18 protein-coding genes are annotated in these 21587 nt (G+C 48.7%); 3 read left to right on the top strand and 15 right to left on the bottom strand.

Annotation, left to right across the window (positions count from 1 at the left end):
* Positions 1-82 precede the first annotated feature (82 nt).
* The 5 genes from KDC22_RS06575 to ilvB all read right to left on the bottom strand — a co-directional run bounded on the left by KDC22_RS06575 (position 83) and on the right by ilvB (position 9583).
* A complete protein-coding gene (locus KDC22_RS06575) occupies positions 83-4042 on the bottom strand; it encodes a collagen binding domain-containing protein (RefSeq protein ID WP_211722456.1) in 3960 nt (1319 codons plus the stop codon).
* Between the two features lie 473 nt (positions 4043-4515).
* Positions 4516-6057 (bottom strand): 2-isopropylmalate synthase, encoded by a 1542-nt coding sequence (locus tag KDC22_RS06570; protein ID WP_173130447.1) that lies wholly within the window; start codon positions 6055-6057, stop codon positions 4516-4518.
* A gap of 108 nt (positions 6058-6165) precedes the next feature.
* A complete protein-coding gene (gene ilvC / locus KDC22_RS06565; RefSeq protein ID WP_173130445.1) occupies positions 6166-7158 on the bottom strand; it encodes a ketol-acid reductoisomerase in 993 nt (330 codons plus the stop codon).
* A 188-nt stretch (positions 7159-7346) separates the two neighbouring features.
* A complete protein-coding gene (gene ilvN, locus KDC22_RS06560; protein WP_036727931.1) occupies positions 7347-7826 on the bottom strand; it encodes an acetolactate synthase small subunit in 480 nt (159 codons plus the stop codon).
* Positions 7827-7831: 5 nt separating this feature from the next.
* Positions 7832-9583 (bottom strand): biosynthetic-type acetolactate synthase large subunit, encoded by a 1752-nt coding sequence (gene ilvB, locus KDC22_RS06555; RefSeq protein ID WP_211722455.1) that lies wholly within the window; start codon positions 9581-9583, stop codon positions 7832-7834.
* Between the two features lie 591 nt (positions 9584-10174).
* On the opposite strand from ilvB, the gene KDC22_RS06550 reads away from it, so the two are divergent.
* On the top strand, positions 10175-10621 hold the full coding sequence (locus KDC22_RS06550) for a GNAT family N-acetyltransferase (protein ID WP_173131364.1): 447 nt from the start codon (positions 10175-10177) through the stop codon (positions 10619-10621).
* 21 nt (positions 10622-10642) lie between these two features.
* Here the strand turns inward: KDC22_RS06550 and KDC22_RS06545 are convergent, their stop codons facing one another.
* The 5 genes from KDC22_RS06545 to KDC22_RS06525 form a co-directional block, all read right to left on the bottom strand.
* Positions 10643-10987, bottom strand: coding sequence for a hypothetical protein (locus KDC22_RS06545; protein WP_211722454.1), 345 nt, complete (start codon positions 10985-10987; stop codon positions 10643-10645).
* 185 nt (positions 10988-11172) lie between these two features.
* Positions 11173-12123 carry an ABC transporter permease gene (locus KDC22_RS06540; protein WP_173130439.1) on the bottom strand — a complete coding sequence of 317 codons (951 nt, stop codon included), beginning with the start codon at positions 12121-12123 and terminating at the stop codon, positions 11173-11175.
* Complete coding sequence (locus KDC22_RS06535; protein ID WP_173130437.1) at positions 12124-13200, bottom strand: ABC transporter permease; 1077 nt, start codon at positions 13198-13200, stop codon at positions 12124-12126.
* Entirely contained in the window at positions 13193-14731 is a 1539-nt protein-coding gene (locus tag KDC22_RS06530; RefSeq protein WP_173130435.1) for an ABC transporter ATP-binding protein, read from the bottom strand. Before KDC22_RS06530 ends, KDC22_RS06535 begins: the two co-directional genes overlap by 8 nt.
* A 178-nt stretch (positions 14732-14909) precedes the next feature.
* The gene (locus tag KDC22_RS06525; protein WP_211722453.1) at positions 14910-15989 is read right to left on the bottom strand and encodes a BMP family lipoprotein; all 1080 of its coding nucleotides are present in this window, start codon (positions 15987-15989) and stop codon (positions 14910-14912) included.
* A gap of 307 nt (positions 15990-16296) precedes the next feature.
* On the opposite strand from KDC22_RS06525, the gene KDC22_RS06520 reads away from it, so the two are divergent.
* On the top strand, positions 16297-16839 hold the full coding sequence (locus KDC22_RS06520) for an acyl-CoA thioesterase (protein ID WP_173130431.1): 543 nt from the start codon (positions 16297-16299) through the stop codon (positions 16837-16839).
* 122 nt (positions 16840-16961) lie between these two features.
* Here the strand turns inward: KDC22_RS06520 and rplT are convergent, their stop codons facing one another.
* The 4 genes from rplT to KDC22_RS06500 form a co-directional block, all read right to left on the bottom strand.
* Positions 16962-17321 (bottom strand): 50S ribosomal protein L20, encoded by a 360-nt coding sequence (rplT, locus tag KDC22_RS06515; RefSeq protein WP_036649386.1) that lies wholly within the window; start codon positions 17319-17321, stop codon positions 16962-16964.
* 31 nt (positions 17322-17352) lie between these two features.
* Positions 17353-17553: a 50S ribosomal protein L35 gene (rpmI, locus tag KDC22_RS06510; protein WP_036696104.1), complete on the bottom strand. Its 201-nt coding sequence runs from the start codon at positions 17551-17553 to the stop codon at positions 17353-17355.
* 57 nt (positions 17554-17610) lie between these two features.
* Entirely contained in the window at positions 17611-18108 is a 498-nt protein-coding gene (gene infC / locus KDC22_RS06505; RefSeq protein ID WP_173130428.1) for a translation initiation factor IF-3, read from the bottom strand.
* Between the two features lie 285 nt (positions 18109-18393).
* Positions 18394-19635, bottom strand: a complete 1242-nt coding sequence (locus KDC22_RS06500; protein WP_173130425.1) for a glycosyltransferase family 2 protein — start codon at positions 19633-19635, stop codon at positions 18394-18396.
* 417 nt (positions 19636-20052) lie between these two features.
* On the opposite strand from KDC22_RS06500, the gene KDC22_RS06495 reads away from it, so the two are divergent.
* Complete coding sequence (locus KDC22_RS06495) at positions 20053-20580, top strand: phosphatase PAP2 family protein (RefSeq protein ID WP_173130422.1); 528 nt, start codon at positions 20053-20055, stop codon at positions 20578-20580.
* 249 nt (positions 20581-20829) lie between these two features.
* On the opposite strand, the gene trmB is transcribed toward KDC22_RS06495, so the two are convergent.
* Entirely contained in the window at positions 20830-21546 is a 717-nt protein-coding gene (gene trmB / locus KDC22_RS06490) for a tRNA (guanosine(46)-N7)-methyltransferase TrmB (protein ID WP_211722452.1), read from the bottom strand.
* Between the last annotated feature and the right edge of the window lie 41 nt (positions 21547-21587).

Below are 21587 nucleotides of genomic sequence, written 5' to 3'. Positions count from 1 at the left end.
AGCAAAGACACCCGCAGCCTTCTGCGGGTGTCTTTGTATGTTGCCCTATTCCCTTTGTCGCTGTCTCGTACTAAGAGATATCTTACATTTTCTTACGGGCATTGAATCTTCTAGAAAGCAGAACTCCCAGAAGAATCAATCCGCCGCCAGTCAGATACAGCGGGAGAGGACTTTCTTCTCCGGTCTGTGGAAGCTTGCCGGGAAGTCCATCGTTGCCGCCGTTGTCTGATGGTTCTGTAACTGTGCCCTTAGGCACTTCATCGACTCCAACTTCAATCGTAATCTCTTCCTCGTTGCCATCCTCATCCGTAACTACGATCGTGAATTTATCCTTGCCAGTGTAACCAGGATCAGGAGTATAGATCCATTTGCCATCCGGTGTGATCGTTACCTTACCATGCTCAGGCTCCTCGCCGATGCTAGGAATGCCGCCCAGTGGAATCTCACCTTCGATAGGGATATCCTCAATCGTAGTCACCTGTGTAGCTTGCGGTGTCGGTGTGCTGACCGTTCCAGGCTGAACTGGTGTAGCTGATGGCGTCACCAACGGTGTTGCAGTTGCTCCAGGCGTGCTTGAAGCATCCGGAGTAGCTGTTGGCGCTGGTGTTGCAGATGGTGCCGGTGTTGGTGTACCGACAACTCCAGGCACACTTGATGTTACAGGCGTCGGTGTGGAATACACCGGCGGTGATGTTGGTACTGGTGTTGCTGTTGGTACTGGTGTTGCTGTTGGTACTGGTGTTGATGTTGGTACTGGTGTTGATGTTGGTACTGGTGTTGATGTTGGTACCGGTGTTGATGTTGGTACCGGTGTTGATGTTGGTACCGGTGTTGATGTTGGTACCGGTGTTGATGTTGGTACCGGTGTTGATGTTGGTACTGGTGTTGATGTTGGTACTGGTGTTGATGTTGGTACCGGTGTTGATGTTGGTACTGGTGTTGATGTTGGTACCGGTGTTGATGTTGGTACCGGCGTTGGTGTTGCTGTTGGCACCGGCGTTGGTGTTGCTGTTGGTACCGGCGTTGGTGTTGCTGTCGGCACTGGTGTCGGTGTTGCTGGTACAAGCTTCAGTTTGTTGCTGACTGCCAGGCTAAATCCTATTGTTGAATTAATTTGAACTGCATGTGGTGTTGGATCGAGCACAAAACCTTCAGGGGCCGTTTTTTCGATTAAAACGTAGTTCCCGCCGATCAGTTTCGTAAACTCAATTACCCCCTGTGCATTAGTAGTTCCGTCCTTAATCCAGACCCGATCCTCATCAACGACACGATATAGATCAAAGGTTGCTCCAGCGAGCAAATGACTGCTCTTGCCTTCTTCTGTTTTTGTTAAGGTTAGTGTACCTCTGATTCCGCTGCCGGTGCCTGAGCCACTGGAGAGTTGAACGGTAATATTCTCAATGCTCTCTTTAGTTATCTCTTTTACATTTTTGCCGTTAAAGCTGACTTTATTGCTTACTGTCTCATTGTTTTTTGCAGTAATCAAAGATTGATACTTCAGAATGTAAGCTTCAGAAATATCCTTGAGGAAGCTTAGCTTAAAGCTTTCCTTACCATCACTGTCTGCAGTAATTTCCAGCTTATAGTCCGTATCTCTAACCAGCTCTATGTTTGTTTCCTTTACCTCTCCATTTTGTGCGACTGTAGTCTTATACAGGTGGAATGTATTGGACAAGAGAATCTGGTTTTCACTTGGTGTATCCGTAAGTACAGCTTCTTTTACAAGTGACTGGTTGCGGTTGATAGAAATTGTCCAGTTGATTTTGCTTCCAGCCTGCACGCCAGCTTTATCTACATATTCACCACCCTGGGGAATATTTACTGAAGCATTTAAATCCTTCGATTCTTTATTCTGGCCGTCATACAGCACAGCTGTATTATTCACTTTCGTTAAGTCAATCGCCTGATTTACGAATGTTGTGTTAAAGGTAACATAAAATGCGTAATCAATCTTTTTGTTAAAGGTTACCTTCAGTTTATCACCGTCCAAGGTGACTTTATAATCAGCATCGCTCACACTGGCAGCAGCAGAAGGGTTTCCGTTCGGGCCATACTCTAATTTGCTGACTTTTACAGAAGCCAAATCGACGATTTGTCCATCTGTAATGGTATCCACGAGTTCGGCGGCATTCAGCGTTTTGAAGTTATAGTTTGCCCCAACTTTCCAAGAGATTATCTTGGTCATGGCATTGTATGACCCGGATTTCAGACCATTATTCTTCACTTCGTCTCTTGGATTAAATACAGCTGAAGCTTCTTTTTCTTTCAGACCAAGGTCCCCATCTTCATACCATTTTAATGCTGCTGTATTCAAAAATTTGTCTTTGCCTGAATTCAGCCAATCATAATTAAAGCTTGTAGTATACGTAATAGTATAAGGTTCGTTTATTGATCCGTTAAATGTAATCACGAATCCGTCCGTTGCAGCAGGTGGATTAGATTCATTATAAACTACCGAGTGAACCGTAGGGGTCCCACCATTTTTGGGCGTGATTTTCAGGGTACTCCGGTCAAGCTTAAGTCCTGCATTCCCAAATGTATCTGTTACAACAAGATTATTCATTTTCTTACTGTCATCATTAATATTAATTGTCCACTGCACAGTTTTTTTGGAGTAATCTACGTTAGAGTACGATTTGTGAAGAATCTGTTGACTCACATCACGTGTAGCTTCTTTCGATTCTCCTTCATAAGTAACTGTGTTAGTGATTTTACCATCGTCAAAGACGCGGCCGTTTGCCTTAGTTTGATACTCAATTCGGTATGCTGTATTAATCTCGTTATTGAATTTCAATTCAAATCCGTTTAAGGAAGCAGTATTGGTCTGGGTTACTGTATATTGACTGGAATCAATTGCAGCACCCTTTACTCCATTACCGCTATTATCAATAGTAACCGGATATACCTTAACGGAGTTTAAGATCAGATCCTGAGAATTGTTGAAGAAATCCTTCAGCACAGCCTTTGCTGATGGAATGGTCTTAACATTATAATTATAATTGACCGCCCATGAAATTACTTGGCTGGCAGGATCATAACCCGTAGTAAATTTCTCTAGAGGTTTGCCGCGTCCAACCGTAACAGTAGCAGTCGCCTCTGGATCCTTGGAGATTCCATCTCCCGTAAGGATTGCGGTGTTTAGATACTTAGTCTCATCCGCACCATTAGCATTGATTGTGGTAGAAAAGCTAATCCGATAAGCCTTTGTAATCGGACTGCTCACAAAGCTAAGCTTCAGGGTATCCTCTGTGGAGTCTGTTGTTACATATTGACTGCTATTCACAAGGCCACCTTCTGTTACATTGCCGTGAACATCCACTGCAAGCTCATGAACAATAATTGAACCTGTATCAAGTGATAATCCATCAGCCAGTTTATCAGTAACCACCGCATGGCCGACACTATCCAGCGCCTTATTTACATCAATGGTCCATTCGATACTTTCCGGATTGTAGAACTGTGGTTTGGGTAAACCGCTCTTCTCTATAGTCTTCCCAACCTCAGGCTTAAAGTTAAGCTCAATAAATTGACTTCCGCCCTTTACTGGGAACTCCAAGATCTGCTTCGTAGAGCCAGTAATCTTTTTCGAGCTGAGCAGAGATTGAACCTTAAATGTCCCGCCTACTTTGTCATAATTAGTAATAAATTCATTAAACGTGAATACAACCTCATTAGTATCCTTGTTCACAGTATAATTTGCAACGGTTTCGCCATCATAATCAAGTTTACCGTCCAAATCATTGAAAAGCTCGAATTGGGAAGGAAGATTAAATCTGTATGTGGAACCTGCTGAATAACCATGGCTATCCTGAAGCTCCCAGGTATAGTTAAGTTCCGCATAAGAATCCAGTTGATACACACTACCAGTAACTGTCTCCGTATAATCACTATCTGTATAAACAGCCAGTGAGACACTTGTAATAAGTGGATCTGTTATCTCTGTCCCCCCCGCATTAACCTGCGAGATGAAACCAAAACTGTTGACAAACTGTGTAAATAGCATGACTACAATAATCCAAGCGCCAATTGTCTTTTTCTTCATATAGTTATTACCTCTCTCTCTTGCTATAATCGTTCACTATTCTCTGCGGCTATTTCCCCGCTATCTCTTGCCCTCTCCCCGATCGTCCCCCTATCCCAGATATGTATGTGGACCTTCCATTTCGCTAATAAAGCACTTCTGTAACTGTAAAGGCTGCTACTGAACATTTTCTGAACAAGATTATGAGATACATCATAGATAAAAACAAAAATAAACACCTTTTACGACAAAAAAGGTGTTTCAAATGCATAATATGAGGAATCCATAAAAATTTGTGAATTAAAATTCATTTTTCAGACTAATCTTGTTCAAACTTTTTCCGCTCAAACTTGTTTCAATAGAGGATATTCTGGATTCTCCGCCTGGATTCTCGCCAAAAAAAGATTTTCAACAGATTGTTGAACAAAAAAAAGAAGCTGTCCCCGGAGAAATCATGCTGGTCCGGTGAAGCTTCATTTAGGTTTGTTGAGCGATTACAGGTTTGCATGTTCCCGCTTGGTGTATGTCTTACGCTTCTCAATCAGCTTGTTCAGTGCATCCAGATAGGCTCTGGCACTTGCTTCCAGAATATCGGTACTGAGTCCACGGCCCTGTGCAGCAACCTCGCCTTGAGAGAGCACGACATGCACCTCGCCTTGGGCATCCTTACCCCGGCTGACGGCTTTGATCGAATAATCCCCAAGTGTGACTTCTTCCCCTGTAGCCTGGTCAATGGCATTATAGATCGCGTCTACCGATCCGTTGCCTTCAGCCACAGCGACAATCGGCTGCGGGTCCTGCCCGTTAATAATAACTTTGGCTGTTGGCGTAGCCTCATTACCATACGTAACATATATGGTCTGCAGACTGAAGGTCTCAGGCGTATCAATCAGCTTCTCTTCCAGGAGAGCCAGAATATCTTCATCCGAGACTTCCTTTTTCTTGTCCGCCAGATCCTTGAACTTGGCAAAAGCAGTATTCAGATCTTCCTCGGCGACCTCATAGCCAAGATCACTCAGCTTGTCACGGAAGGCATGACGGCCGGAATGCTTGCCAAGCACCAGCTTGCTTTCTTTGAGGCCAATGGTCTCCGGTGTCATAATCTCGTAGGTGGTCTTCTCCTTCAGCATACCATCCTGATGAATCCCGGATTCATGGGCGAAGGCATTGGCGCCGACGATGGCCTTGTTCCCGGGTACTACCATCCCGGTTAGCTTGCTGACCAAGCGGCTGGTACGGGAAATCTCCGAGAGGACCAGAGAGGTTCTGGCTCCGAAGTATTCACTCCGGGTCTCCAGCGCCAATGCTACCTCTTCAATCGCTGTGTTGCCTGCACGTTCCCCGATCCCGTTGATCGTGCCTTCAATCTGATCTGCACCATTCTGAATCGCAGCCAGCGTATTGGCAGTGGCCATACCGAGGTCATTATGACAATGGGCGCTAAGCTGAACCCGTTCGATATCCGGAACAGTGTCCTTCAGGAATTTGAAGATAGCGCCGTACTCCGAAGGATTCAGGTACCCTACCGTATCTGGAATATTCACTACATTCGCACCCTCACGGATCGCCATAGCTACCATTTCTGCCATGAAATCACGCTCGGTACGACCGGCGTCCTCCAGCGAGAACTCCAGCTTGGGAAAATACTTCTTGGCATAGCGGATAGCCGACTGCGCCGTTTCCAGCACCTGTGACTTATCCATGCGCAGCTTGTGCTGCCGGTGTATCGGTGATGTAGCCAGGAAAATATGAATACAAGGGTCCTGTGCCCCCTGCAGCGCTTCCTTAACCGCATCAATATCACTCTCTCTGGATCGGGAGAGACCGATTAACGTAACGTTCTTGACGGCTCTGGCTACTGCGTTAACTGCAGCCAGATCTCCCGGCGAAGCCGCAGGGAAGCCTGCTTCCATCCGGTCAATCCCCAGCTTCTCCAGCTGATAAGCAATTTCCACCTTCTCACGCGTATTGAGGTTCACACCCGGCGACTGCTCCCCGTCACGCAGCGTCGTGTCGAACACATAAATTTTCCGCATGCTGAGCACCTCCTGAAGATTGTCCATAAACCCTCAAATGCGGCCCGCAAAATTACGGCCGCATCTGAGAATCACACTATGGTTACTTGTATTCTTAAGTATATGATTTTATTTCTTGATCCAGTGCATCATTTCGCGCAGCTGGCTGCCAACCACTTCTACCGGATGAGCGGCTTCATTGCGGCGGGTAGCGGTCAGGAAGGCACGGCCGGATTGGTTCTCCAGGATAAAGTCGCGGGCGAATTTACCTTGTTGAATGTCAGCCAGCACTTCTTTCATGGCTTTCTTAGTTTCAGCTGTAATGATGCGTGGTCCGGTTACATAGTCACCGTATTCTGCAGTGTTACTGATGGAATCGCGCATGCTGGACAATCCGCCTTCATATACCATATCAACGATCAGCTTCAGCTCATGCAAGCACTCGAAGTAAGCCATCTCAGGCGCATATCCGGCTTCAGTCAATGTCTCGAAACCAGCCTTGATCAGTTCGGACACACCGCCGCAAAGTACAGCCTGTTCACCGAACAGATCCGTTTCGGTCTCTTCACGGAAGGAAGTTTCGATAACTCCCGCGCGGGTACAGCCGATACCTTTGGCATATGCCAGACCAATAGCCTTAGCATTGCCGGTTGCATCCTGTTCAATAGCGATCAGGCCGGGAACGCCGAAGCCTTCAACATAAGTACGGCGGACCATGTGTCCCGGGGACTTAGGTGCTACCAACAGCACATCCGCATCCTTAGGAGCAACAATCTGTCCGAAATGTACATTGAAGCCGTGAGAGAACATCAGAGCCGCGCCATTCTTGAGGTTCGGTTCGATATCATTCTTATATACGGATGCCTGTGTTTCGTCCGGCATGAGGATTTGCACCACATCAGCACGGGATACTGCTTCGGCTACAGACAATACTTCAAAACCGTCATTCTTGGCAGTTTCAAAAGATTTGCCTTCACGCAGACCGATGACAACCTGAAGACCGCTGTCACGCAGGTTCTGTGCCTGAGCATGTCCTTGGCTACCGTACCCGATTACTGCAATTGTCTTTCCTTTTAAAACGCTAAGTTCTGCATCCTGTTCATAGTACGTTGTAACTGCCATTGTCAAAATCCTCCTTTAATTTGGGACCCATCGTAAAGAGCGGGTGCTTCAAGAACACTCTCCTGTTAGGCTTATTCTATTATAGCGTGCTCCTCAAGCCCCCGCTCTTTAGCGGGCAAAGTCTGTCCTAATCTTAATTAAATTAATGCACACAAGCAGTAATTCGTTAAAGCTGTAAATTGTGACGATCAGGCATTCCCGCGGATCATCGCCGTTACTCCTGTCCGGGACAGCTCCTTAATGCCATAAGGCTTCAGCAGCTCAATCATTGCATCGATTTTGGTAGTCTCTCCGACTACCTGCACCAGCAGGCTTGCCGTACCGATATCTACTACCGAGGCACGGAAGGTCTCGACTACGCCCATAATCTCAGGCCGCTCGGACGGCTCTGCCTTGACCTTAATAAGCGCCAGCTCACGGGCAACCATAGGCTTGGAACCCAGATCAACCACCTTGATTACATCAATCAGCTTGTAGAGCTGCTTCTCGATCTGCTCCAGAGTATGCTGATCACCTAATGTTACTATGACCATCCGGGACAATCCGACCTCTTCGGATTGCCCAACCGTAATACTCTCAATATTGAACCCCCGGCGGCCGAATAATCCGGATACCCGCTGCAGCACGCCAGGCTGGTCATTTACAAGCACAGCAATCGTATGTCTCATCACTGTTATTCATCCCCCATCAGCATTTGATCAATGGTAGACCCTTGGGTTACCATCGGGTAGACATTCTCGTCTTTCGGGACAACGAATTCTACCAGGACGGGTCCAGGTGTTTCCATGGCTTCTTTCCAGGCGGCGCTGGCTTCTTCCTTGTTCGTTGCCCGCAGGCCCTTCACACCGTAAGCCTCAGCCAGCTTCACAAAGTCCGGGCTGCCGGCCAGATCGGTATAGCTGTAACGCTTCTCATAGATCAGGTTCTGCCACTGACGGACCATTCCGAGCACCTCATTGTTGATTACAACAATTTTGACCGGAATCTTATTGATCGCGCAGATGGCAAGCTCCTGGGAACACATCTGCATCCCGCCGTCACCATTAATGGAGACTACGAGCCGCTGCGGATGGGCCATTTGGGCCCCGATCGCCGACGGGAATCCGAAGCCCATGGTTCCAAGGCCGCCCGAAGTAATCCATGAACGCGGATGGTTAAACTTGTAATATTGAGCAGCCCACATCTGATGCTGGCCTACGTCTGTAGTCACAATCGCTTCGCCATTGGTGGTGTCATTAATCATCTGGATCACCCATTGCGGCTTCAGCTCTGTCTCCGAATCCTTGTACCGGTACGGCTGGTCCAGCTTCCACTGGGCAATCTGTGTTCTCCAGGCATCAGCCTTCGAAGCGCGCTTCACATCAGGGTTCAGCATCTCCAGAACCGTCTTAACATCGCCCACAATGGGAATATCAGTTGCTACATTCTTGCCAATCTCGGCCGGATCAATATCGATATGCACGATCTTCGCTTTGGGAGCGAAGCCGTCCAGCTTGCCGGTTACGCGGTCATCGAACCGGGCACCAATGTTAATCAGCAGATCGCATTGCTGAATGGCATTATTGGCAGTGTATGTGCCATGCATTCCCGGCATTCCCATCCATAAGTCTTCGCCGCTCGGGTAACATCCCAGTCCCAGCAATGTAGTAGTGATTGGAATCTCCGTGCGCTTCACGAATTCATACATGGACTCATGCGCTCCAGAGTAGATAACTCCGCCGCCTGCAATAATAATCGGACGCTCCGCTGCCTCAATCGCCTTCACCAGCTTATCCAGCTGCAGCTTATTCGGAACCGTGCGCGGATTGTAACCTCGAAGGTTGACCCCTTGCTGTTCTGCAGGAGTGAACAATGTCATCGCCGCCGATACATCCTTCGGAATATCAATCAGTACCGGGCCCTTGCGTCCCGTATTCGCAATATGGAAGGCTTCATGAATAATGCGCGGCAGGTCCTCAACATCCCGTACCAGATAGCTGTGCTTCGTAATAGGCATCGTTATCCCGGTAATATCCGCTTCCTGAAAAGCATCTGTGCCAATCAGGCTGGAGAATACGTTACCGGTAATGACCACCAGCGGAACCGAATCCATAAAAGCTGTAGCGATTCCTGTCACCAGATTGGTTGCCCCCGGGCCTGAAGTGGCAATACATACGCCCACTTTACCGCTCGCTCTGGCGTACCCGTCAGCCGCATGGATCGCTCCCTGCTCATGGCGTGTCAGAATATGATTGAAATCGTCGAATCCATAAAGAGCATCATAGATATAGAGCACAGCACCGCCGGGGTATCCAAATACAGTATCTACACCTTCCAGTACAAGACTGCGCAGGAGGACTTCGGAACCCGAAACCACCTCTGGATTTTTCCATTTCTCACGTAACTGCTCTATCGACCGCACTTCTTCCGGTAATTGCGCGCTCATCAGTATTCCTCCCTTCGATCGTTCACATTCATCCATTAATATTAGCGAACAGGCCGTAAATCCTTCCTATTCAACAAAAAAACCTTTCGCCTCCCACGCGCAGAAGAAGCGCGTGAGGGACGAAAGGTTTAGCTTCCGTGGTACCACCCAAGTTTGCATTACATCTCACGATGCAACGCCTTATCAGGATACAAAAATCCATCGATGTAGGCAGGGCCCAAATCTTTGTAACCTGAAGTCCGTAACGCGGACCAAACGATTCCCCCTAATAATTCCACCGCTCTTGCTGATGGACCTTTCAGGGAAACAGCTCCGAGGTGAGCTCGTATATAAGGGATTCTGGTGGAGGTTGCAGCAGTTCCTCTCACTCTCTGAACAAAAGAGCCCTTAAAACTTCGTCCTCATCATCGCCGATGCATGTATGCTCGTTAAATGTTTAGACACATTATATGATTCCTCACACGGTTAGTCAATACCCATCTGCAGGTTATACATTAAATTCTTCATAAAATGTTGTTCTATTTTTGCCGGAACGCCCACACACCGCCAGGCATATGATGTACGACGATGCGTGGAAAGGGGGCATTTATGATGATTCGTTACCGCAGACCCAGGCAGGATGACACCGTGATATATGACTTGATTGAAAAACAGCTTGTCCCGTTATCCCATCTTCCGCAGACGATTATTAATCAGATCAGGAAGGATTTGCCCCGCCGCCTGGGACAGGGAGTCACACTGGTTGCTTGTCCAGACTACGAAAGCGACCCGGTGGGGTTCGTGCACTTCATGCTGCATGGTGATTTGTTATACATCGATATGCTGGCCATTACACCTGCTGCAAAGCGTAAACGTTACGGAAATATGCTTATGGACAGAGCCGAGCGGTTTGCACTATCCCGTGCATGTCATAGAGCAAAAGTCTCTGTAGATACGGGAAATACCGCCGCTCTTGCCTTTTATGAAAAATTGGGCTACAGCGTAGCCCGTTATCAACCGCAAAACTACTGTTATGAGCTTGAGAAACAGTTCCGCTAATAAGCCTTCAGGCTTCAGGGCTTAAAAGAAGCCGATAGGCGGAATACCGTAACCGGAGCCATATCCCCCGTAAGGACCGGGACGGGGAACAGGACCATAACCATAACCGCCTCCATAAGGGGCGCCTCCATATCCGTAACCTCCGCCATAACCGTAAGGAGCCGTACCAACCGCCAGTAAATCAAACAACACAAGCGGAATCAGTGCCTTGGTTTGCACTTTTTTACCGCTGATACGCTGCAGGATAAGTCGGTTTCCTGATATGCGGACCAATTTCCCCGTCACCCTGGAACCATCCTTTTTTACTGCAACGATATTTTTTCCGATTAGCTTAATCACTTGTTTTTTCGTAACCGGCTGTGCCATAATATCTCTCCTCCTTAAGTTTCTTAATCAGTCTATGCGCCTCCCCCGGTATTTGCCTGTACATCTGCCCGGCTCCGGACTTCAATGTAATCCGCACCTGCTACCCTAAACGTCAAAAAGCGCATTCCCTGAATACGGAAATGCGCTCTTGTAATATTCATTCCTATGGATGGTACGCCTTAATCCTAACGTTTGCTCGGGTCGTACGGTTCACCGAGCGCCTTCGGTGCCGAGGAACGGCCCACTGCGCTCACCAGTACGATAATAGTCAGTACATAAGGAATCATGAAGATGAATTCCTGAGGAATGTTCTTGGACCATTCAAACAATTGCACATAGTTACGGATCGCCTGGGACAAGCCGAAGAATACGGCAGCGCCGAACGCACCCAGCGGATTCCATTTACCGAAGATCATCGCCGCAATGGCAATGAAGCCTTGTCCGGAAATGGTATTATGTGCAAACGTACCTGTAGTGGTCAGAGTAATCGTGGCTCCGCCGATCCCTGCAAGCAGGCCGCTCAGCATTACGCCGATATATCTCATCTTGTTGACATTGACCCCCAGGGTGTCAGCCGCACTCGGATGTTCGCCGACTGCACGCAGACGCAGTCCGAATGGAGTCTTGAACAAGACGAAATAAATGACAATAACCAATATAATCGCCAAGTACGTCGTCGGATAGGAGTTGAATATCCCCTCTCCAATGACCGGAATCTTGGAGAGTCCGGGAACGGGCAACTTGCTGAAGCCGTCAATCAGCGGGGTCTCACCGGATCCTTCGAAGATTAGCTTAACCATGTAGAGTGTACTGCCTGCAGCAAGGAAGTTAATAACCGTACCACTTATGGTCTGATCCGCCTTGAAGGTGATAGAAGCCACCGCATGAATCAGTGAACCAATCACCCCTACAGCCATCGCACTAAGTACGCCAACCCATGGCGCCCATTCACCCATTCCTGCTTCCTGGGCGTAGTAACCGCCTACTGCTGCCGCAAAGGCACCAAACATCATCAAGCCTTCAAGTCCAATGTTCACGACACCGGATCGTTCAGAGAAGATGCCGCCAAGGGCGGCAAATATTAGCGCCGTGGAGAATACGAGCGTCGTATTGAGCAATTGGCCTAAGATTTCCATCTACAACACCTTCTCTTTCTTGCGCTTGAAGTAAAACGGTTTGAGCACCCAGCGTACAATGCCTTGCGCAGCAATGAAGAATATAATCGAACCGATGACGATACGGATTAGCTCTGGAGGCACATCCGCACCAAAGCTCATTCCGGCAGAACCATACGTCAGTGTACCGTATAGAATAGCTGCCAGAATAACACCCAGCGGGTGGGTCAGTCCGAGCAGGGCAACAGCGATACCGTCAAATCCATAGCCTGGTGAAGCTGCAAATACCGATTGATAATGGAATACACCCAGTACTTCGCCCGCGCCTGCGAGTCCGGCGAACACGCCGCTGATGAACATTGCTTTGACCACGTTTCGTCCGACATTCATCCCTGCATATTCTGCAGCATGCGGGTTCAGACCCACAGCCCGCATCTCGTAGCCCTGCTTGGTCTTCCACAGATAGACATAGAAGAAGGTCGCAGCCGCAAGGGCAATCACCGTCCCCCAGTGCAGCCGGGCATTATCAAAGGTGGAGAACAGGAAGGTCATGGAGAGAGAAGCCGGATTATCCTCCGACCGGTTCTGCCCTTCTAACAGCAGGAACGTCCGGACAATATAGTTCGACAGGAACAATGCAATCCAGTTCAACATGATCGTTGTAATAACTTCATTAATGCCGCGCTTAGCCTTCAGATATCCGGCAATACCGGCCCACAGTCCGCCGCATACACCAGCTGCAATCACCGCTAGCGGGACTAACAGGAAGGTTGGCAATACCCCGCCAAGCTTGATACCGACAACAGATGCAGCCGTCATGCCGATCATTACCTGCCCATCCGCACCAATGTTAAACATTCCTGAACGGAAGGCGAAGGCTACGGCCAGACCTGTCAGCATCAGCGGAGTCATCTCACGTACAGCCTCACCGAAATCATACGGGCTGCCGAACACACGCTTGAAGAGCGCGGAGTAAGCCGCTATAGGGTCATAACCGCCAATGAGCATAACAACAGCCCCGACAAGAAAGCCCAGCAGAATGGCTACAAGCGGAACAATATAGCTGTCTGTTGCGAATATTTTCCGGATTCTAGACATCCGCATGACCTCCCCGCTTCAGACTGCCCGCCATCATCAGACCCAGTTCCTGGTCATTCGTATCCTGCGGGAATACTTCTCCGACAATCTGCCCTTCATAAATAACAGCAATCCGGTCGGACACATTCATAATTTCATCCAGCTCAAAAGAAATCAGCAATACAGCTTTGCCTTGATCACGCTGGGCAATCAGCTGCTTCTGTACAAACTCTATCGCCCCGACATCAAGACCACGGGTAGGCTGTGCAGCAATCAGCAGAGTCGGGTTCTTGTCTATTTCCCGCGCAATAATCGCTTTTTGTTGATTACCGCCGGATAATGAACGCGCCTTGTTCTCAATGGATGGTGTACGCACATCGAACTGCTTCACCAGATCCTCTGCATGCCGGTTAATCACATCCTTGTTCAGGAATCCGTTCTGATTATACGGGCTCATATAATACGTTTCCAGAACCATATTCTCACTGACCGTGAAGTCCAGCACCAGACCATGCTTGTGACGGTCCTCCGGAATATGGGAGACATTCATTTCAGATACCTTGCGCGGCGACAGATTGGCAATCTCCTTGCCTGAGACCTTGATCGAGCCGGAATCAATCTTACGCAGCCCGGTAATCGCCTGAATCAGCTCACTCTGGCCGTTCCCGTCCACTCCGGCAATCCCCAGAATCTCACCTGCCTTCACTTCAAAGCTCAGGTCGTTCAGTACAGAGACGCCATCCTTACTTTTGCTGTGGACACCTGACAGCTTCAGAATACTATCGCCAATATGCGCCGGCTGCTTGTCCACTTTGAACGTGACTCCGCGTCCAACCATTTTCTCCGCCAGCTCATTAGGATTGGTCTCGGAGGTCTTCACCGTATCAATCACTTTACCGCGCCGGATAATGGTTACACGATCGGAAATCTGCATAATTTCCTTCAGCTTATGTGTGATAAGAATAATGGACTTGCCTTCTGCAACGAGCCGCTTCATAATCGCCATCAATTCTGTAATTTCCTGCGGCGTTAGTACAGCGGTAGGCTCGTCGAATATAAGTATATCCGCTCCGCGGTACAGGGTTTTCATAATTTCTACCCGTTGCTGCATGCCCACCGAAATGTCATGAATTTTGGCATTCGGATTGACTTGAAGACCGTATTGCTCCGATAGCTTACGAACCTGCTCCGCAGCGGATTTATAGTCGATTTTAAGACCTTTTTTCGGCTCCATCCCCAGAACAATGTTCTCGGTAACCGTAAAGGGATCTACAAGCTTGAAATGTTGGTGAACCATACCAATGCCAAGCTCAATAGCTTTATTGGGGTTATCAATAATAACCGGTTTCCCGTCGATTTCGATGCTGCCTTCATCGGGCTGGTACAGTCCGAATACGATATTCATCAAGGTTGATTTGCCTGCCCCGTTCTCACCCAGCAGCGCATGGATCTCCCCCTTTTCCAGCGTCAGACTAATAGAGTCGTTCGCAACGATACCGGGAAAGCGTTTTGTGATTTGCTTCAACTCTACGACAGGAGCCGCAGCACTCATGGAATCACCCTCATCACAGAATATATAATTTTCGCCTTAAAGACACGGCTGTACCGCCCCAAACAGGACGGTACAGCTGTGATTGTCTATAACAGATGTTGTAACAGGGAACAAGGCCAGCACATAGACCGGCCCTGCTTCTGCGTTATGTTAGATCCAGTAAAGGTGAGGCATTGAATTATTTGGAAGGAACAACGATTGTTCCATCAACGATTTTCTTGCTGTACTCATCAACCGTCGCCAGAATCTCAGCACTAACGTTAGCCTTGGAAGTCTCAGGAAGGCCTACACCGTTGTCTTTCAGACTAAGAACAGTGATAGTACCGCCCTTGAAGGTTCCGTCAACCACTTGCTGGGAGACTTTCTTAACTGCTTCGTCTACACGCTTGATCATGGAAGTCAGAGTTACGTCATCGCCAAATTCCAGGGATTGGTCTTTGTCTACGCCGATAACCCATACTTTAGTACCACCGGCTTTGTTGCGGGATTTAGCTTCATTGAATACGCCGTTGCCTGTTGCGCCAGCAGCCGGGAAGATGATGTCGTTACCGGCATCGTACAGAGTAGCAGCCAATGATTTACCAGTATCCGGCTTGTCATAAGCACCTGCATAAGTGATCTTCACTTCTGCCTTAGGGTTAACAGCTTCTACGCCGGCTTTGAAGCCCACTTCGAAACGTTTGATAACCGGGCTTTCCATACCGCCGATGAAACCGACTTTGTTGGTTTTGGTTGTCAGGCCTGCAACAACACCTACCAGGAAGGAACCTTCATTCTCAGCAAAGGTTACAGATTCAACGTTCGGAGCATCTACTACGCTGTCGATGATCGCCAGGTTAGCATTAGGGTTCTCTTTGGCAACCTTCAGTACAGCATCACCAAGGTCGAAACCGATCCCCCAAGTCAGATCATAGCCGCCTTTAACGAATTGGTTAAGGTTAGGCTCATAATCTGCATTGGATTTACTTTGCAGGTATTTAATATCAGCTCCAGCATCTTTCTTAAGAGACTCCAGTGCTTCCCATGCGGATTGGTTAAAGGATTTGTCATTAACACCGCCTACGTCAGTTACGAGGCCTAGCTTGACAGCCTTAGGAGCCTCAGTTGTTGCTGGTGCTTCTGTTGCCGCTGCGTCAGATGGTGCAGTAGTCGCTGTTCCGGCGTTACCGGAGTTAGCGCTGTTATTGTTACCGCATCCTGCCAAAATGACAGTGAAGGCCATAACCATAACCAAAGATAGTTGGTAAAACTTCTTCATCGAAAGTGATCCCCCTTAGAAAATTGGATGTCTTCTGTGTTCTGCTTGGACATACCATTAGTACAAATTATACCTGCAAAAAAAGCTAAAATCCAGTCTATTAATGACCTCAGGTCAATAATAATTTGCATTTTTCAACAAGAAATCGCTTACCTTGACATGTCGCGTAATCTCTATGTCCATTCAATGTTAGAAAACCTCAAAATGTATCTCCTGGCTCCAAGGCATTAACATTATTATTGCACAGGGACGGCTTTTCTATTATCATGTATGATTACATATTGTACGCAAAGGGAGTTACTGAAAAATGGAACAAGAACATACACCACAAGCTGCACCAGACTTCAAATACTGTCATGAGTCCCGCGTATTCAAAACCGGCCGTGTCTTCCCGAATGATGTGAACAATCACAAAACGTTGTTCGGCGGCAAATTGATGAGCACGATTGACGAAGTGGCCTCCATCTCGGCTATGCGCCATTGCCGTGTCAACGTGGTGACCGCCTCCGCTGACTCTGTAGACTTCCTGCTGCCGATCCGGCCAACGGATTCCGTCTGCTTCGAATCCTTCGTCTCCTGGACCGGACGCACCAGCATCGAGGTATTCGTTAAGATCATCTCAGAGAATCTGTACACAGGCGAACGCGCGGTTGCCGCCACATCCTTCCTGACCTTCGTCGCCGTCAATGAAGACGGTTCTACGTGTCCTGTACCGGCTGTCGTAGCCCAGACGGATGAAGAGAAGCTGATCTGCCAGTCCGCCGACGAACGTTCAGCACTGCGCAAGCTGCGGCGCGCCAGCAGCAAGAAGCTGGCTTCTCTGCTCGGAACAACAAAATACTGGGAATAGCAAACCCCAGCACAACTGGCTCCAGAAGGGCAACGTGCAACATACCCGTCCATTCTCACCGCGCAAAAAAGCACCGTCACACGGGAAACTCCCGCAGGCGGTGCTTTTCGATTTCTATCGTCTTACGCGTTGATCTTCTCTTTGGCCACAACAGCCAGGGAGTTGAATGCGTTCAGATCGTTTACTGCCAGATCAGCCAGCATCTTACGGTTAACTTCTACACCAGCGAGTTTCAGGCCGTATACAAGCTTGCTATAAGAAAGACCGTTCAAACGAGCTGCTGCATTGATACGAACGATCCACAGTCTGCGGAAGTTACGTTTGGTCTGACGACGGTCACGGTAAGCGTAAACCATCGACTTCATTACTTGCTCTTTAGCTGTTTTGAAAATGCGGTGCTTGGAACCGAAATAACCCTTTGCCAGCTTCAATACTTTTTTATGTCTACGACGAACTACAAATCCGCCCTTAACTCTTGCCATATTAATAAACCTCCCAAAAATGTGTGATTAACTATTTCAAGTTAGCGAGTCCTTGTTTCAAACGTCTTACATCCCCAGGGGCCATTACCGGATTGCCGTTCAATACGCGTTTTGCGCGTTTCGATTTGTGGGACAGCAAGTGGTTCTTGTGGGCTTTGTAACGCAATACTTTACCAGTTCCAGTGATCTTGAAGCGGCCTTTCAGGCTGCTATGTGTTTTCATTTTAGGCATGGTGTTTCCTCCTTGAATATTATGCGGCGCCAAATTGCTGTGCAAATGACTCCAGGATTATTGGGCTTTTGGAGCCAAAATCATAATCATGCTGCGGCCTTCCAGCTTGGGATGGCGCTCAACAACAGCAATTTCTTCCACTTCGTTCTTCACGCGCTCCAGGATTTTCTGGCCGATACTAGCGTGGGTAATCTCACGTCCGCGGAAACGAACGGAGCACTTCACTTTATCGCCTTCACCCAGGAACTTGATCACATTGCGGAACTTGGTCTGATAATCATGTTCCTCAATGTTTGCACGGAACCAGACTTCCTTGAGATCCACGATCTTCTGGTTCTTGCGGGCTTCCTTCTCTTTCTTCTGCGTTTCATAACGGAACTTGCCGTAATCCATGATGCGGCATACCGGCGGCTTCGCCTGCGGTGCTACGTTGACTAAATCCAGATTAAGATCGATCGCCATCTGTAACGCCTCGCGGATCGGCTTGATCCCGATTTGTTCACCCTCTGCTCCGACCAGCCGAACCTCTTTGGCACGAATTTCATCATTGATCATATGTTCCTTACTGATAATACTCCACCTCCGGATTTCTTTGGGAAATATATTGCGGTTCTCCATAAAAAAGGGATGCCGGTAATTCCCCGACACCCCGTTTGATCAACGTTCATGAATTATAACCATTCATAAAGCATTGAGATCAAAACCAGACGGCAATTTAGCCGTTCAGGTGAGAAGCCGGTGCTTCTGCTTGCAATCCCTATGTTTTGCATACTTGAATACTATACAACATCATGCAGAAGGTGTCAACACCTTCTGCCATAATTATATTTACCCGCGAACCTACGAGACCTGCTTGCTCTGCACCTCTTCAAGCCGCACTACGCGTGTATGCTTGGTATGGCTCCACTGCTTGTTGTTCTGCGTGAAGAACGCGTAGAACGTAATGGGATACCACGAGAGCAGGTAGACCGGGAAGACCAGCAGGTACAGATAGACCTTCTTGAACTTCACCCGCTCCAGCACCATCGCCAGCAGGAAGGTCAAAATATTGGCGCCGACGGCAAGGTAACCCAGCCAGAGCGGCAGATGGCCATAAATATTGGCGATATTCGGACCGTCGAATAATACGTTGTCTACAAACATTACGGCAGTCATCAGGAACGTAAGCAGCACAATATATACGTTCGCCCCATAGAGCGCCAGGTCGAACTTGGTCAGGCTGCGTTCCTTGATCCCCTGCCACAGCAAAGGGAAGAAGTAACGGCGGGCCACGGTGAAGTGCCCCTGCATCCAGCGCAGACGCTGTCTGGAGGAAGCCTTGAACGTAAGCGGCTTCTCATCAAACACTTTGGCGTCATAATTAAATCTTGGATACACGCCCTTAGAGGCGCTGCGCATTGTGAATTCCAAATCCTCAACCAGACTGGTTGCGCCCCAGCCCATTTCCTTGAGCAGGTTCGTCTCGAAGCACATTCCGGTTCCGCCGAGGAAATTGGCCATCTTCAGATTATGGCGAGACAGCTGCCAGAGCCGGTTGATATACCAGTAGGATACGCCGTAAGCAGCAGTGATCCAGGAATCCTCCGGATTCTTGGTATCAATATACCCTTGAATGACGCGTCCGCCTGAACACAGATCATTGTTCATCTCTGTCAGGAATTCCGTGTGTGCCAGGTTATCGGCATCGAACATTACGACAGCGTCATATTGGCGCGGCAATGCCCACAGCTCCTTCAGCATCCACTCAATCGCATAGCCTTTACCGCGCAGGTTCGCATTGGTACGGACACAGGCATTCATGCCGTGCTCCCGTACGATTGCAGCTGTACTGTCTGTACAATTGTCACAGATAACAAATACATCGTACAGTTCCTGGGGATAATTAAGCTGCTTGAGATTCTCCATCAGTGCGCCGACCACTTCTTCTTCGTTGTGCGCGGCAACCAGTACGGCAAATGACTTTTGCGGCGCATGATTAACCTTGTTCTTCTTCTTGCGCAGTCCAAACAGTGAAAATCCAAACTGATAAACTGCAATTGCTGCCAAGATCACTTGGAGCGTAACAAACAGTGCGTCTGTCATGATCTTTTGATGCCCCCTTTTTCCGAGTCTACAAGTCTAGATGTTCTTTGTCTCTCTCTCTGCTTGTTAACGTTCTATCTGACCCTTTTGTTGCATCCCTTACAGTAGACTAGAATGTTCCCTTTATCGGGCAGGATTCCCAGTGGGTTATGTCCCGTTCCAGAAGATATGAATATGGATTCCGCCTGACTGATCGGCTCCTTATTTCTCTGTTACCTTATAAACGGGATCTTCCTGCTTGAATCATTGTAAGTCGTAAGGGCCTCCGAAGTCAAAAGAGACATTTTTCGAGCGGACCCGAGCTTTTTCTTGAACGGACAACCTTAAAAACGTATGATAAAGACAGCTTCAGGACATAGAGCCTGCTGCTTAAGCTGCGCCAGATCTCTTTAGCCGGACTATTCGGAGGGACAAGATATGAGACCTTTATTTAAGAAACTGCATCTCTTGGAGCAGCGCCTTTTTCAATGGATCAACGGACGGATGCACAATTCTTTTCTGAACTTCTGGCTCTATTACCTCACTCATCTCGGAGGTGCGACAAGCGCCATTGGCATCAATGTTCTGATCTGGGCACTGTGCCCGCAGCCTTGGAGAACAACAGGACTGCAAGCGCTCACCGCACTGGCTGTAAGCCATGTGCCCGTAGCCGTCGCCAAAAAGCTGTACCCGCGTATGCGTCCTTATCTGACCTTGCCGGACACCCATACTTTTCGTAATCCGCTTAAGGACCATTCTTTTCCTTCAGGCCATACGACCGCTATCTTCGCCTCAACGGTTCCTTATATGATAGCCTACCCTGTCCTGACCGCAATCCTGCTTCCGCTGGCCTGCACGGTCGGCTTCTCCCGGATCTATCTCGGACTGCATTATCCTTCGGACGTCTTGGCAGGCGCGGTCATCGGCTCAGGTGTCGCAGCCGGTACGCTTGCACTGTGGGTATGATGCCGGGCATTCAATCGTCTTACCACACTTGCCCTGCACCGCCTATTTTATACTCTTACGCCAAATATTGCGAAGCCGCTACAGCGCCTACGGATTCAACGCTGCAAGGTGCCCGGAGTATGTCCGGCAGGCTGAACAGAGAATAAGCCGGAATGACGTAAAAGGCAGTTCAGGGCCAAGCCCCGGACTGCCTTTTACTGTGATATCCCTTATCTGTCCGTTGTCTGGGGGCAGAAACCTTCCGCTGGCTTAAAGACGGTATTTATCCAGACGGGTAGCCTGGTACTGCTTCAGCGCTTCTTCCCCGACAATGGCTTCGCAGCGGTGAATGTTCACGCCGCGTCCATAGAATTTGGTCTCGTATTCCGTCATCACATGCTCTTCGTTGATCACGCCGCCCTCATGCAGGTCCAGAGAGATGTTCTTCATCTGCAGGCCATAGTCGGCAAACGCGTTGAGCGAGAATTCGAACAGGCTCCGGGAATCCGTCTTCAAATGAGTCTCGCCAAGCGGGCTGAGCAGACCGCGGTATTTGTCGAGAAAACGCGGATGGGTCAGACGGCGGCGGGCATGCTTGCTTTTCGGCCAAGGATCGCTGAAATTCAGATAGATCCGCTCCAGCTCGCCCGGAGCGAACACTTCCTCCGCATAATCAATATTGGCAAGCGCCACTCTGACGTTCGGCGGTGTCTCTTCGCCTGCCGGCTCCCATACATTTCTGGCCTTCTCGGCGGCACGCCGCACCAGTTCATCGTACATATCAACGCCGATAAAATTAATATCCGGATATTTGAAGCTCATTTGACTGATAAACTGCCCTTTGCCCATTCCGAATTCCACATGAATCGGATGGTCATTGCCGAACAATTCGGACCACCGGCCCTTCAGGCTGCGTGGTTCCAGGATGACCAGATCGGTCTGCTCCTCAAGACTTTCACGTATTCCTTTTCTTCCGCGTAAACGCATAGGTACTCCTCCGCTTATCTCTTATTGCCTTATCTGTGAAT

The sequence above is a fragment of the Paenibacillus tritici genome (assembly GCF_018207515.1).
Lineage (GTDB): Bacteria > Bacillota > Bacilli > Paenibacillales > Paenibacillaceae > Paenibacillus_AQ > Paenibacillus_AQ tritici.
Note: the sequence above shows the minus strand (reverse complement) of the source record. Positions and strands in the feature narration are given on the sequence as shown.